Here is a 14,788-nt window from a genome sequence, read left to right as displayed (position 1 = left end):
TCTGCCAATTGAGCTAGAGGCGCTTGCCTGTTGCCTTGCAACGAATAGATACTCTACACAGGTATTTTAGTCTTGGCAACTCAGGCTCATTCCATGTTGCCAAGACCACAGGTTCCTGGGTTTATTCATCGAAGCTGTTTGCCCGAGCCGCCGCTAGCATTTCTGGGGTAATCACATCAAGAACTGCAGTAATGGGACCATCCTTAGATTCCATCTGCACTTCAGATCCCTCAGAATCAAGACCGGTTGACTTTAAAGCAGTATTGCGCTCGTCTCGCAAAATGGCGTTCGCACCTTCCTGCCTCGACAGCTCGTGCACAATATTGAGCAACATCTCGCGAAACTTAGGGTCGGCAAGCCCTGCCGTCCCCGACAGCGTTGTATCGATATTCTCTGCTCGTTCCAAGACCTCCTTACCCTGGGGGGTAATCCCCAAGAGATAACTCCGTCGATCTACGGTATTGCGGGTTCGATAAATGTGACCGTGAGATTCCAACCGGGCAAGAGTTTTGCCCATTGTCTGTGCTTGAACGCCCACAATAGACGCCACATTCACCTGCGAAATGGTCCCTGCCTTGGAAATAACTCCCAAAGCGGTGACACCCGCATGTGTGAGACCGAGTTCTTTCAGCTGGTTATTCCAGCTATGCTCCAGCATTCGTGCTGCAGTAGATAACAAACGATTTATTGACCAATTACCAATATCAGGCATGGCAACATTATAAGGACACACAACTAAAAATAGTAAGCAAGCGGAGCTTTTTTATTCAAAATTTATGTTTTTCACGACAATCAGAGGGGCTCTGGAGAAAAAATATATGGGCGCGCGAGAAATCAATCGATAAAATAAGTCTCGATATGCAACCTGTTCTCGATGGAGAAATGTTAATGACGCACCTAACCTCAGGCACTCCCGCCCCCGATTTTTCCCTCTATGATGCCGAAAACAAACTTCATACCCTCAGTCAGTTCAAGGGACAGAAGGTAATTCTTTATTTTTACCCCAAAGCTTCCACTCCCGGCTGCACCACTCAAGCCTGTGATTTCCGAGATAATATTGCCTCGTTAGCATCCCACGGCTATCAAATTTTAGGCATATCACCAGATGCCCCCGCAGCCCTGGAAAAATTTCGAACAGAGAATGACCTCAATTTCCCGCTACTTTCCGATGAAGATCACAGCGTTGCCGAAGCATACGGCGCGTGGGGCGAGAAAAAGAACTACGGTAAGACTTATGTGGGGCTTATCCGATCCACATTCGTCATCGATGAAAACAGCGATATAGAACTAGCTCAGTACAATGTGCGCGCCAAAGGTCATGTATCTAAGCTGCGCAAAGATTTAGCAATTGATCCACGCTAGATTCAGTTCTTCGACCATGTGCAAACTATCTCATCTTCGGGTTTGAAGAGTCTCTAGCTATGCTGTAGTATCTCTTAGGTACTTCGGTTTCGCCCGAAGAAATGCGCGAGTGGTGAAATTGGCAGACACGCAGGATTTAGGTTCCTGTGCCTTACGGCGTGAGGGTTCAAGTCCCTCCTTGCGCACCAAGTTTTGAAGAGCCCATCCAGAGCGGATGGGCTCTTTTGCTTTATATACAATGAAGTATGCAGATTTTTCCGCTCTCATCATCGGTGGAACAGTGCACCAAGCCGATCATGCCTGAAAGGTGAAAAAGTTGGGTCAGCATTTTACGCGGCGTCGTATGTTGCAGCTAAGCGGTCTCCTCACCGCAGGAATCAGTTTGAGCGCCTGCTCCTCCGAAAATTCCTCCGCCGATAGCCCTACATCTGCCCATCCGGTAACCTTCCGTTTTGCTAATGCCGCAGAAACATCCAGTCTGGACGTCGGAACCTCGGGCACCTTAGAAACAGCGCGAATTTCCGCGCAAATTTTAGAACCGCTCGTGCGTGCGAACATCAACACCGGTGAACCCGAAGCTTCACTTGCCTCTGACTGGTCTGTTTCAGACGATTACCGCACCTACACTTTCACGCTGGTCTCTGGAGTGAAGTTTCAGGACGGCACAGATTTCAATGCCGCTGCAGTCGTCAAAAATTACCAGCGATGGGTCTCTGTCTCCCAGGACACCGCATCAAACTCCCACATCGAATATCTGCAAATACTGAGCTCTCTCAATTCCAAGGATGGCAAAACACCGCTAGTCACCGATTGCCAGGAACACGAGGGGAAAGTAATCTTCACTCTTTCCCGCCCATCGGCTTCTTTCCTCCGTGCACTCACTCAGCCAGCATTCGGCATCTGCGCGCCATCTGCCCTCACCAAAAATCTCTCGCTCAAAAAATTTCCTGTGGGCACCGGCGCTTATACCGTGACCTCGTGGGATGGCCGCGCCGCCCAGCTCGACTACTACACCGGATTTAGGGGCGACAAACCCACCGTAGAACGTATTATCTTCACCGCCATTCCCGATGCGGAAAAACGTTTTGTGGCAATGCTGAACGACGAAGTAGACGGCTACGACCTGGTAGGTGGAGATAACTACGTGGAACTAGCCCGCCACGGCAAACTCACCCAGCCAAGAGACCCCTACTCCATCTGCTACATTAGCTTTAACCTGCAAAACAAGATTCTCTCTAACCGGGAAATGCGCTCAGCCATCGCTCACGCCGTCGACCGAAATTTCTTGGTCAAGAAGTATTTCCCCCAGGGTACAAACGTTGCAGTAGATTTTCTGCCGTCCTTGTTCATGATGAAGAACGAAGACACCTCGGCGTATTACACGCATAAAACCGATATCACTGCAGACCGCCTGAAAGAGGCAGGCTACAAGGGGGAGCCCATTGAGTTCTACTACCCCACCGATGTTTCTCTGCCGTGGATGATTTCACCCGAAGTTATTTTTGCATCTATCTCAGCTGACCTTGTCAAAGCAGGCATCAATATTACGCCTAAGCCGGTGCCGTGGATCGATGGGTATCTCGATATCATCAGCAAACCCAGCGAAACACGAGGTTTAGCACTGACTGGGTTTGTTGGCTCCTACCGCGACCCCAATGCCTTCCTCTCGCGCGTACTGGCTCCGACGTCGGAAATTATTTCTCAGGCAGAGAAGACTAAAGCAGTGGCACCCGATGTCGATGTTGAAGCTAGCCCCTTGCCTGTACCCACACCCTCAGCAGCAGAAAAAGACCGGGAAGAGCTGGTAGTGAGCTACCGCGAAATACTCGAAGCGATTCGCAACGCTGACCAGTTGATTGATGACCAGGAACGGAAAGAAGCTTACACAGCCATCAATCTGAAGGTTGCCCAGCTCATGCCCGCTTTTCCGCTGTGCTATCCCGTATCCGCAGTAGCTTTGGGCCAGCGCGTTAACTACTACCCGCTGAGTGCTACCGCGGTCTCAGAATTTGCCTTAGCAAACGTCAAACCCTAAGCGATATCCAAAAATCGAGCTTCATAAGTCTGCCTGTTATTTCCTCCACGCCACAGAACGAGTTAGTCTAAAAATAAAGGCGTGCTGAATCACGCAACATCGGTGCCTGATGGCGCCGCAGACGAAATTATGGGAGTTTAGCGTGGCTAACTACGAAACCACCGACGTCGTCCTTGTAGGTGGCGGCATCATGAGCGCGACACTGGGTGTGTTGCTCAAAGAACTAGAACCTTCCTGGAATATTGTGCTCCTGGAACGCCTCGATCAGGTCGCCCAGGAATCGTCTAATCCCTGGAACAACGCCGGTACCGGACACTCCGCTCTGTGCGAGCTGAACTATGCTCCTGCCGCAACAGATGGCACTGTCAACACAGCCAAAGCCTTGGGCATTAACGAGCAGTTCCAGGTATCCCGCCAATTCTGGGCAACTTTGGTTGAAGAGAAAAAACTCAAAGACGCACAGTGGATTAACCCCGTTCCGCATATGTCCTTAGTATTTGGCGATGCGCACTCAAAGTACCTCGCTGCACGCAATGAAGCGTTTAAAGCAGAAAAGTTATTTGAGCGTATGCAGTTTTCCACCGACCCTGAGCAAATTCGCCAGTGGGCTCCACTGACGATGGAAGGTCGCGCACCTTCAGTTCCTGTAGCTGCCAGCTGGTCGCCCGAGGGTACCGACGTGGATTTCGGTGCACTTACCCAGAATCTCGTGAACTACCTTGTATCGCAGGGCATCGAGGTGCGCTACGGTCAGGAAGTCACCAACGTCACCCAGGAAAGCGATAAGTCCTGGACTATCAACGTACAGAACCGTTTGCGTAAAGGTGATTCTTCCAAGATTCGTGCGAAATTCCTCTTCCTCGGTGCCGGTGGTGGAGCACTCCATCTACTTCAGAAGTCAGGCATCAAAGAGGGAAAAGGATTTGGCGGGTTCCCTGTATCCGGTCTTTTCCTACGCAACACCAACGAAGCAACGGCAGATCTGCACAACGCCAAGGTCTACGGTCAGGCATCTGTGGGCGCACCTCCCATGTCCGTACCGCACCTCGACACCCGCTACGTTAACGGCAAGCGCTCCCTATTGTTCGGCCCCTACGCCGGTTTCAAAACGAACTTCCTCAAGCAGGGTTCCTTGCTTGACCTACCCCGCTCGCTACGCCTGGACAACCTCTACCCCATGATGAAGGCTGGCTTGGACAACATGGACCTCACCAAGTACCTCATCGGTGAGTTGTTGAAGAATCAAGAGTCACGGGTGCGTTCTCTGCGCGAATATTACCCCGAGGCAGTGGGCGGAGATTGGGAGCTCATCACCGCCGGTCAGCGCGTCCAGGTCATGAAGAAAGACGCCCAAAAGGGCGGTGTGCTCCAGTTCGGCACTGAGCTCATCTCTTCTGCGGATGGTTCTATTGCAGCTCTCTTGGGTGCTTCCCCCGGTGCTTCAACTGCTGTTCCCATCATGCTCCGCTTGGTACAGCAATGCTTCCCTGATCGCTTTAGCACCTGGGAACCCCGTATTAAAGAATTGGTCCCTGCCTTCGGAACCAAGCTCAACGATAACCCCCAGCTTGCCGATGAAATCATGAGCCACACTGCTCGTGTACTTGGAATCAACAACTAAGCGCTGGAGAACCTACTCCATTGAGAGCCCATCATGACAGGTCCGAAACACTGAAGCGTTTCGGACCTGTTCTTTCCCAAATAAAATCATTGATATTCTTCTACCCGCGCTTCAGAATTCACGGTGAATACATAGGGTAAGCTAACTTAGTACTCACCAGCTCCTGTACTTAATGAAGAGGATTTTATGGCAACCCTTGATGAGCAAACTGTCAAGAGAGCTCAAACGGATCACGAATCTACCCAGAGCAAATCAGACAAGCTCTCCAGCGTCTCAGCTTCAAACTGGGGCTACATTTTTAAACGATCTTTTAATAAGTTCTTGGCGGACGGCTCCACCGACCTAGCTGCAGCCCTCACCTACTTTGCAGTGCTCTCCATTTTCCCTGCGCTACTGGCTATTGTTTCAACCTTAGGTGTGTTTGGGCAGGGCGACGCCACCGCTAACGCAATTCTTAAGTTCCTCGGCGATTTTGCACCCAAGGACATCATGCCTCTGGTGGAAGAACCTATTCGAAACCTCTCCTCCAGTAGCGGTGCAGGGTTTGCTCTAATTATCGGTATCGTGGGTGCCCTCTGGACCGCGTCAGGTTACGTGGGGGCCTTTGGTCGTGCGATGAATAAGATCTACCGAGTCACCGAAGGACGCCCCATTTGGGTACTTCGCCCCTGGAATCTACTGGTCACCGCAGGGTTAGTTCTGCTCGTTGTTCTCATGATGCTTGTTCTGCTACTCAGCGGATCAGCCCTTGATTTCCTCAACAACATCATTCCCGGCGTCGATCTTTCGGGCTTTACAGCGGTATGGCTATGGGTTCGCTGGCCCGTTATCTTCGCCATCGCGGTAGCGCTCATTGCGTTGCTCTACTACGGCACTCCTAATATCAAGCAGCCTAAGTTCCACTGGCTCTCCCCCGGCGCACTTATTGCTTTGATTACCATGGGCATTGCAGGAGTTGGCTTCACTTTCTACGTGACCAACTTTGGCAAATACAATGCCACCTACGGAATGATCGGCGGCGTCATCGTTCTGTTACTCTTCCTCTGGATTATGAACAATGTCTTGCTCTTCGGTGCACAGATTGATGCCGAAATTGAGCGTGTCCGTGAACTTCGCGCAGGTATCCGTGCTGAAGAAACTCTTACTTTAGAGCCTCGCTCAGACACCATGGCTTTGAAGAACATCGAAAAGCAGGACAAGCTGGTTGAAGAAGCACGCGCCATCCGGTTGGAGAATAACGGTGTTGACTTTGAGCAAAAGGCAAAAGATTTAGAAGATTCTGAAAAGTAAACAGTTCTTTTCTATCAGGTCTTTAACCAGATGAGGTGGGTTCCCCCTAGCCGGGGAGCCCACCTTTTCTATTAGAGTTGGGAACATGACTACGTTTCCTCCTGTGGAGTACACCAGCTATCCTTTGCCCCAGCAGGGCGCTCCGTTTGTCGTCCTGATTCACGGATTTGCCGCAACCGCCGAGCAGGTCTGGATCAAGACCGGTTGGATTCGCAAGTTACAAGCTCAGGGTTTGCACTGCATCACCGTGGGTTTGCCGTACCATGGGCAGGACTTTTTGCGGGACGACGCGCAGTCAGCCAGCACCACTCAGAGCATCGAAAAGTCTGCGCTCCCCGCCGAAGGTAAAACGTATACAGCCGCAGTTGAAGGTGCTCTTTTTCGGTTGAGTCAACAAGTCGGGCATCCCCTGCATGTGGTGGGGTTCTCAGCAGGGGCTCGTATCGCCTGGGAATTTGCCATTAATCACCCCGAGAACGTCAGAACTGTCACCGTGGCTGGGTTCCCCCAAAAAAACCATATCGAGGACTTAAAGAATTACCTCAGCGGACGTCAGTATGAATCGTTTGACACCGTTTTTCGCGAACTCATTGACCACTCGCCCATTACCACCGAGGGGCTATTGCAGTTCGTCTCAGCACCCCACGAAGGCGAATTTGACCCTGCCCAGCATCACCCCAAAGTCCCGACCCTTGTTGTGGGTGGCACAGCAGATACAGTCTCTGGAAACGGAGATTGGCTGTATGAGGCACTAGAGATAACTGATGTCCCCCACCGCAGAGAAATTCTCTCCGGACGGGATCACATTAATGCGCTCACCAGCGGCATATTCAAGAAAGCCGTGATGCAGTGGATTCAAGAATTTGAGCCGTAAATCATTCCTCTTCGCGTGAACTGAACTTATCAGAATGCTGAGGATTAGATACGATTGAAAAAATCTTTATGTTTGCTCCATGAAAGGATGATTAATGCATCAGGTTAAAGCAGTAGTCGTTATGGCAAAGAATGAACCTGCCACCGTTACCACAATCAATGTTCCAGATCCCGGCCCCGGTGAAGTACTCGTTCAGGTCAAATCCTGCGGCGTCTGCCAAACGGACCACCACTACATCGAAGGCGGCGTAGGAGACAACTTTCCCTACCTGCTGGGCCATGAATCAACCGCTGTTGTAGAGTCAGTGGGCGAAGGTGTCACCCACGTAGAACCCGGTGACCTCGTCATCCTCAACTGGCGTGCGGTATGCGGCGAATGCCGCGCCTGTAAGAAAGGGCAGTTGCAGTACTGCTTCAATACCCATAATGCTACTCAAAAAATGACTCTTGAAGATGGCACTGAACTAGAAGCAGCTCTAGGAATTGGGTCCTTTGCGGAGAAAACCCTGGTTGCTGGTGGACAGTGCACCAAGATTGATGCCGATATTGACGAAAAAGATTATGCGGCAATTGGTCTTCTAGGTTGCGGTATTACCGCCGGTGTGGGGGCGGTACTCAACACCGGCGAGCTCAAACGCGGTGAATCGGTTGCTGTAATTGGTTGTGGCGGCGTCGGTGTTGCAGCTATTGCCGGTGCCAAGCTAGGGGGCGCTACCACCATCATCGCTGTGGATGTGGACGACACTAAGCTCGCCCGCGCCAAGGATCTCGGCGCCACCCATACCATCAACTCAACCTCAACCGATCCGGTAGAGAAAATTCGTGAACTGACCGATGGCTATGGCGCTGACTTGGTCATTGACGCCGTCGGCATCAAAGAGACCTTCCAGCAGGCGTTCTATGCCCGTGACCTCGCCGGACGAGTCGTACTGGTGGGCGTTCCCTCCCCCGGTACCTCCTGGGATATTCCCCTCGACGACGTCTTCGGCCGTGGGGGATCCATCAAATCAGCATGGTATGGGGATACTCTGCCTTCGCGTGATTTCCCCATGTTCGTCGACCAGTACCAACTAGGTCGTTTGCCCCTCGATCAGTTCGTGACCGAGCGAATTTCTCTCGAGGATGTCAATGATGCCTTTGAGACCATGAAGACCGGCAAGGTGCTTCGTTCGGTTGTGGAACTTTAGGAGACAACAATGAGTGAAAAAATTGAAAAAGTTGTAACGACGGGAACCTTTTCACTCGATGGCGGAATCTGGGACGTTGAAAATAACGTCTGGATTGTAGGCAACGAGAAATCGGTGATTATCATAGATCCCGCTCACGACGTCGATAAAATTTCGAAAGCAGTGGACGGTCGAAACGTTGAAAAGATTCTGCTTACCCACGCCCATGATGACCACATTGGTTCAGCCAAAGAAGCCGCAGACCGTTTTGAAGCACCGGTCTACCTCAATTCAGCAGATCGGCAACTCTGGGAAATGGTGTACCCCAGCTGGGATTTTGACGAAGATCTCGCCGAAGGAACTCTTCTGAGCATTGGTGATACTGAACTTCGAGTGCTTGAGACACCCGGTCACTCCCCCTGGCTCGGTATGTTTTTACGCGCCAGATTTGAGCTGGGAAAACTCTGACGGTGTCGTCTTCAGCGGAGACACGCTGTTCCAGGGCGGTCCCGGAGCAACCGGTCGCTCGTTCAGCGATTTCCCCACTATCCTCAATTCGATTACGGGAAAATTGCTGGTGTTGCCTGATTCCACTGCGGTTCTCACCGGTCATGGTGAGGAAACAGGAATCGGGCTAGAAGCCGGCGATGTCGAAGAATGGACCAAGCGCGGTCACTAACCGTCAGCGTTTTCTTTGAGAATAAGCAAGGAGCTCAGCACGATGGTGCTGAGCTCCTTGCTTATTCTTATTTATTCTTAGGCCTCTCCAGCTGGAGAAGATGCAGTCTCTCTTCATAACGCCGCCTCCATTGGAAGCCAAAGAGTTGCCCGGTGCAAAAGAACAGAGTGGCAGCAACAAGTGGAACCAGTAGAGACGCCGATTGACCTGTCATATTGCTCATCAGCACTGCCCATACGTACCCCAGAGCTAGTCCACCGATGTATGTGGATTGAGTGCTGGAATGAGCCAAGACGATGTTTCCCCGGGCAGAGAGCCTGGTAATAATCGTGTCCATACACATCAGGGCAGCACCGATAGCGCAGCCAAAGAAGATGAGCACGAAAATCGTCCAGAAAACCGCACGCGGTAACGAGAGTGTCAGAGTTGCCATCACCAATAAGCCGGAAATCAGTAACCAGCCTTCCCATGTGGCAAACCGTTGAAGGTTTCCCACCAGGAAAAGGCAGGTCACAGCCCCTGCAACTCCCATAATCCCCAGATAGATACCTACGGTTTCTAGGGTTTCAGTTTGTACTGCCCGAATCACTAATGCGGACTGCGTTGCCCCGATGGCGATACCTAGAAAAGTTGCCCCCAACATCGGCAACCAGCCCAGTTGCTGGCTGTCTTTTCCTAAATCTTCCACGCGCGGTTCGGAAGTTTCAGAACCTAATGATTGGGGGTTCAGCGCTGATGGCTTCCATAACACGAACATCATGCCCACCACGTTGATGACGATGACGGCGAACAGGGAGGATTGAACACCACCTAAAATGGACACCAAACCCACAATCGCAGCAGCGACCGGTAGGGCTATCACGTCAAGGATTGATTCAAACGCTGAAGCATAAATGAGGTTGTTGCGATACTTGACTTCCTTATACTGACCACCCCAAAACAAACGCATAATCGAACCTAGAGGGGCGGTCGTGAGACCAGCAAGAAGGGCAGCCAGAAGCAACAAAATAATTGATCCACCAGCACCGGACGTCGTAAACCTGCCGGTCTGAATCATCAAGAAAGCCACGGCTGGAATATTTAGTGTTGCTGCAACCATCAGAACTCGGCGGTACCCGACCCTGCGAGAGAGATTGCGGTAGGTTCGTTGCGTTGCTGCGGAGCTCAGCGCCACCAAACCTGCAGCATAGGCACCCAGTGAAACTTCTCCCGTTTGATGTGCCATCACCAGGAGCACCGACAGAGCAATCATGAAAGACGGCAGACGCATCAAAATAGAAAAGACCAAAAGTTGACGATCAACGGGGCGGTAGCTCTCCCTCAGTTGCTCCCGCATAGCCCGAGTCTTTTGCCAAATCTTCTCACTGCGTCGTCTTTTACTGCCGGAATTAGCTGGGGATTCTGCAGGCCGAGTATCTGAGGTCATCTCACGGGCGAGGTGTTTCAAGGGTTGATCCTTCCGGTGAGGTACTGAGCGTAATATGCAAGGGAATTCGATTCTTCATCTCAGCCACGTGCGAAATGAGACCAATCACGCGGCCACCTTCTCGCAAATTATCGAGTGTACCCATCACTTCTTCCAGTGTGGATTCATCGAGCGTACCGAATCCTTCGTCTACAAATAGCGTATCAATTTCGATACCGCCGTTGCGCTGTTGGACGACGTCCGCCAGCCCCAGTGCGAGCGCCAATGAGGCCATGAAAGTCTCGCCACCGGAGAGGGTAGCGGGAGTGCGTTCTCTCGCAAGCCAGCTATCGAAAACGGCGATTTCTAGACCAGATTTGCCCCGCCCTGTTTTGGCATCGGTGTGGCGCAGCTTGAAGCGGCCATGCGTCATGCTTTCCAGATGCAAGGTGGCTGCGAGCGCTACCTCCTCCAGTTGCGCTGCCAGCACAAAGGTGGTGAGAGACATAGCAAGACGGTTATCGGTTGTATTGCCTGCTGCAATATCGGCAAGACGGCGGTGCATCTGAGCGGTCTCAATGAGCTTTTCGTTGCGGGCCGTGATACGTGTATGTTCTGCCCGCAGTTGCTGAAAACTATGGTGGGCACTGGCGAGTTGCGTTTCCCAGCGGATGAATTGTTCGCCGATGTGCTGGGTTTTTTCGAGTTGTTCGGTGAGGAGCTCGCATTCTTCAGCGGTGGGGGGCTGCATCCCCATTTCTTTGTTTTCTTTGATGTCTTGTTGTGCTGGGGTATCTAGTCGTGCTTGGATACCGCTGAGTGTGTTGTTATAGGTGGTGATTTCTTCTTCGAGCTTGGTCAGAGTTGCCGCAGGCAGGGCGCTTTCTCGGATTTCTGACTCCCCTGTGAAGATTGAGTCCTGTAATTTTGCCTGGGAAAGCGTTTGTTGATCGACTTCTACCTGGTGAGCGTGCACATAGTCATTTCCTGTTTTTTGGAATTTTTTGAGCAGAGGCAGTAGCCGTTGAAGGCTGTGCAGAGTGTTTGCCCAAGACAATTCGGTGCGATGAGTTTCAAGGTGGGTTCGTTCTAACTGATGTTGTTCTTGGAGTACCTGTATTTCTGATTCGAGACGGGAAATTTCAAGCGCCTTCTGTCGCATCTGTTGGGCGGTGGACTCTTGTTGGTCCTTCAGCTTTGTTGCTGCGTTTTTGAGTTCGGTAGCACGGTGGGCACGGTGCTTTAGTTCTTCTAAACGTGCTTGTGCCTTATTGAAGTTGTCGAGGGCTTGTTCGACGTTGATAGCACCCATCTCTTGGAGATTTTCTGCTGTGGCCCGGGCGGCGGTGAGTTGAGTTTGGGTTTCTTGGGCTTCTACTTCTGCAGCATTTCGCGCGACTCGGGCATTCTTGACCTCTGATTCTTCGACCAGTTCTTGTGTAACCTCTCCTGCAGCAGGACGTGGGTGCTGGCAAGAACCACAGACGGGGCATGGTTGGTTGTCTTCGAGTTGGTTTGCTAAGGATTGAGCTGCTTGTGCGTAGCGAAGATTTTGAAGCGCTTCCGCGTGGTGCGCCAGCTTTTGCCTGTTTTGTTCGGCGACTTGGGCTTGTACAACTTTGCGCTCTAGCTTTTTGAGATGCTCGTTTAGCTGCCGTGAAAGTTCTACTACTTTTTGAGTGCGGTCGAAGGCTGCGGTGAATTCGGCGAGTTCAATTTCTGCCCGATGGAGACTCTCTTGCTCTTTTTCGGTCGTGGCAAGTTTTTGCGCTGATTGTTCTGCTTGTTGCTCTAATACTTGAACTTGCTTTTCATGGTCGTTCCGGCGCGCTTGCAGCTGATGAACTTGCTCTTCACCCTGTTGAAGCTTCTTTTCCCGTTCTATCAGCTGTTCGGTGAACCCCGCTCGCTGTTTGATATCGTCATAGAGCGTTTCGAGTTCGGCAGAAGTATCCGGAGTGAAAACCTCATTTGCTACCGTGTGCAGCTTTTCTCCTGTTGACTGCGCGGGAAGCGTTTTTAGCCAGGGGTTAAGCTGCATTTCGTGGAGAAGGGGTGCTTGAGCTTGTGCGAAATGATTTTCCGCCTGAATTCTCTTCTTCTCTGCTTGGTTTGCTGCATCAAAGAGCGGCAAAATCTGCAGTGCAGCGTGCGCGCGTTTCACCTTATGGCGCTTCTGCTTGAAACCTTCCTCCTGGCTCTTGAGACGTTTGAGTGAAGCGCTGAGTTCTTCGAAAATTTCCCACTGTCTCTTGGATTCGTTGAGTCGTTGCACTTCAGTGCGAAGTGTGTTCACCTTTTCTATAGAGAGCCCATGGGCCGTGCGCACCACATCTAGCGCCTGTTTAATTCGGTGTTCAGATGCAGCCAGCTCCTCCCCCAACGTCGGGTTCTGCCCCTGGTCAGAGTACTCTGCGGAAATTTTCTCCAACAGCAAGTCTGTCAAACGCGCTTTGTCTTGTTCCTGCGCTACCGGCGCCAGTTGGCTTTCGAACCGCTCTTTCACATCATCTAAGGCAGAGCTTTCTAAGGTTTGCTCCGAGCGATCAGCAATTTTCTCTACATCGTGCAGAGCCCTCTCCGCCTTCAACCCGCTCTCTTTTGCTCGCCGAATAAGTTCCTGCTGTACCCGCTCAAAGGTAGCAGTGGGGAACAATCGTTTGAGTAGTTCTTCTCGATCAGCCGATTTACTGGTCAGGAAACGGGCAAATTCGCCTTGGGGTAACAGCATGACCTGAGTAAATTGCTCACGATTCAACCCGATGAGTTCAGTGATGTATTTCCCTGCCTCATCGTTTCGCTCTGCCTTTGTTTCCCACTGCCCGGGCTGCTCGGGGTTTTCACGCTCCACAAGCACTTTGGCCTGTTGGGTAAGCGTACCTGTACCCCGTTTTTTGGGGCGCTCCCACTTGGGCGAGCGCTCAATACGCAGGTGAGCTGAACCGATGGTGCATTCAAGTTCGACGCGCGGTTCCACATCATCTGCAGCAAAGTGGCTCTTGAGCTCTGGGCGAGCTAGCGAAGTAGTGCCATAAAGAGCGAAACAAATGGCATCCAAAATGGAGGATTTTCCCGAACCGGTAGGGCCATTAAGCAAGAAAATTCCGGCCTGATTGAGTTCTTCGAAATCAATATCGACGGTATGGGGAAAGGGACCATAGGCGGTCAACCTCAGGCGGTGGATTCTCATGCGGAAACTTCCTCTGCTTCTACAGCCGTGCACACGTCGTGTACATAGGTCACTTCATCGGGTGTGAGCTCGCTACCGCAAACGTGTCCGAAAAAGTCAGTACAGACTTCTTCGGTATTCATGGTCTGCGAAACTCGCTGCGCATAGGCGCGGGTATCTCTCTGTGCTGGATGCGCCGGATCAAAATAAAGTTCCGCTACCGTCTCAAACCGTTCCCGAAGTTTTTCGAGAGCGCCTAAAGGTCGCACGTCGTCAGTGATATACATCCGGCAAATGGATTGCTCAAAGGGGGTGTAGGTCTTCTCCGTGCATAGCTCAGCCAACGTACCCCGCAGCGTTTTCAGAGAAAGCTTGTTTTTCCAGATGACTTCAGAAATCTCTACGATGCCCTCGGCCTCAACATCGAGTAGCCAAGCGCCCTTGCGGTGGTTTTCCTCAGAGAAAGAGAAAGCCAAAGGTGAGCCGGAGTAACGGATAGTATCGGTTAGCTTTTGCTTACCATGAATATGGCCTAGAGCGACGTAGTCAAAATCCCTGAACACCTGAAAATCTACGGTCTCAATACCTCCGACGGCGATATTTCGTTCCGATTCGGTCGGTTGAGATCCGCTGGCAAAGCAATGAGCCATAGCGATGCTAACGGTATCCTGCGGCAACTCTTCCTTGCGCTGCCGGGCAGCGTTGAAGGTATGTTCTAGGACATCGCGGTGAGTAGGGGCGACGCCGAGCCGTCTGCCCATTGACCGCGGTTCAAGATAGGGAGCGGCAAAAATTGCAACGCTTACCCCGCCTTTTTCGAGAAGCACGGGCTCGTTACTTTGCTCCACCTCTGTTTGAAAAAATACCCGCTGCCGTGCCAGGAGTTTAGAGGCAAAGCCTAGCCGCGCAGCCGAATCATGGTTGCCGCTACTGAGCACCACCGCGCACCCCAGCTCGCTCAATTCTTCAAGAGCTGCGGAAAGCAATTCAATGGTTTCGGTACGCGGCTGCGCCTGATCATAAACATCACCGCTCACCAAGACCGCATCGATATTTTTCTCTTTCACGGTTTCTACTAACTCCAGCAAGAACTTCTCGCTGATGTCGTGCAGAGACAGCCCATGAAAAGATCTGCCCAGGTGCCAATCAGAGGTGTGCAAAATACGCATAGTTCTAATCTATGCCAAA

Annotated in this window: 10 protein-coding genes, 1 tRNA gene and 1 pseudogene; 8 read left to right on the top strand and 4 right to left on the bottom strand. The window is 51.6% G+C overall.

Annotated features, from left to right (window positions below):
* Window positions 1–121: 121 nt before the first annotated feature.
* Entirely contained in the window at window positions 122–712 is a 591-nt protein-coding gene (locus ACFR81_RS07765) for a MarR family winged helix-turn-helix transcriptional regulator (RefSeq protein ID WP_343875190.1), read from the bottom strand.
* Between the two features lie 170 nt (window positions 713–882).
* Here ACFR81_RS07765 and bcp point away from each other — a divergent pair, with 170 nt between their 5' ends.
* The 8 genes and pseudogenes from bcp to ACFR81_RS07725 all read left to right on the top strand — a co-directional run bounded on the left by bcp (window position 883) and on the right by ACFR81_RS07725 (window position 9,026).
* Window positions 883–1,362 carry a thioredoxin-dependent thiol peroxidase gene (gene bcp, locus ACFR81_RS07760; protein ID WP_377148778.1) on the top strand — a complete coding sequence of 160 codons (480 nt, stop codon included), beginning with the start codon at window positions 883–885 and terminating at the stop codon, window positions 1,360–1,362.
* A 103-nt stretch (window positions 1,363–1,465) separates the two neighbouring features.
* Window positions 1,466–1,550 (top strand) — tRNA-Leu (locus ACFR81_RS07755).
* A 128-nt stretch (window positions 1,551–1,678) separates the two neighbouring features.
* Entirely contained in the window at window positions 1,679–3,397 is a 1,719-nt protein-coding gene (locus tag ACFR81_RS07750) for an ABC transporter substrate-binding protein (RefSeq protein ID WP_343875194.1), read from the top strand.
* A gap of 142 nt (window positions 3,398–3,539) precedes the next feature.
* Entirely contained in the window at window positions 3,540–5,018 is a 1,479-nt protein-coding gene (locus ACFR81_RS07745) for a malate:quinone oxidoreductase (RefSeq protein ID WP_343875196.1), read from the top strand.
* A 186-nt stretch (window positions 5,019–5,204) separates the two neighbouring features.
* A complete protein-coding gene (locus ACFR81_RS07740) occupies window positions 5,205–6,308 on the top strand; it encodes a YihY/virulence factor BrkB family protein (protein WP_343875198.1) in 1,104 nt (367 codons plus the stop codon).
* A gap of 85 nt (window positions 6,309–6,393) precedes the next feature.
* Window positions 6,394–7,182 (top strand): alpha/beta fold hydrolase, encoded by a 789-nt coding sequence (locus ACFR81_RS07735; protein ID WP_343875200.1) that lies wholly within the window; start codon window positions 6,394–6,396, stop codon window positions 7,180–7,182.
* A 94-nt stretch (window positions 7,183–7,276) separates the two neighbouring features.
* Entirely contained in the window at window positions 7,277–8,368 is a 1,092-nt protein-coding gene (locus tag ACFR81_RS07730) for an S-(hydroxymethyl)mycothiol dehydrogenase (protein WP_068170292.1), read from the top strand.
* A 9-nt stretch (window positions 8,369–8,377) separates the two neighbouring features.
* Window positions 8,378–9,026: pseudogene (locus tag ACFR81_RS07725) on the top strand (MBL fold metallo-hydrolase).
* A 67-nt stretch (window positions 9,027–9,093) separates the two neighbouring features.
* Here the strand turns inward: ACFR81_RS07725 and ACFR81_RS07720 are convergent.
* The 3 genes from ACFR81_RS07720 to ACFR81_RS07710 are packed head-to-tail and all read right to left on the bottom strand — an operon-like array spanning window position 9,094 to window position 14,769.
* Window positions 9,094–10,473 (bottom strand): MFS transporter, encoded by a 1,380-nt coding sequence (locus ACFR81_RS07720; RefSeq protein WP_343875203.1) that lies wholly within the window; start codon window positions 10,471–10,473, stop codon window positions 9,094–9,096.
* Window positions 10,454–13,621 (bottom strand): SMC family ATPase, encoded by a 3,168-nt coding sequence (locus tag ACFR81_RS07715; RefSeq protein ID WP_343875206.1) that lies wholly within the window; start codon window positions 13,619–13,621, stop codon window positions 10,454–10,456. The genes ACFR81_RS07720 and ACFR81_RS07715 overlap by 20 nt, the downstream gene beginning before the upstream one ends.
* Window positions 13,618–14,769, bottom strand: coding sequence for a metallophosphoesterase family protein (locus ACFR81_RS07710; protein ID WP_343875209.1), 1,152 nt, complete (start codon window positions 14,767–14,769; stop codon window positions 13,618–13,620). Before ACFR81_RS07710 ends, ACFR81_RS07715 begins: the two co-directional genes overlap by 4 nt.
* Between the last annotated feature and the right edge of the window lie 19 nt (window positions 14,770–14,788).

The organism is Rothia amarae, assembly GCF_042677725.1.
Taxonomy (GTDB): domain Bacteria; phylum Actinomycetota; class Actinomycetes; order Actinomycetales; family Micrococcaceae; genus Rothia; species Rothia amarae.
Note: the sequence above shows the minus strand (reverse complement) of the source record. Positions and strands in the feature narration are given on the sequence as shown.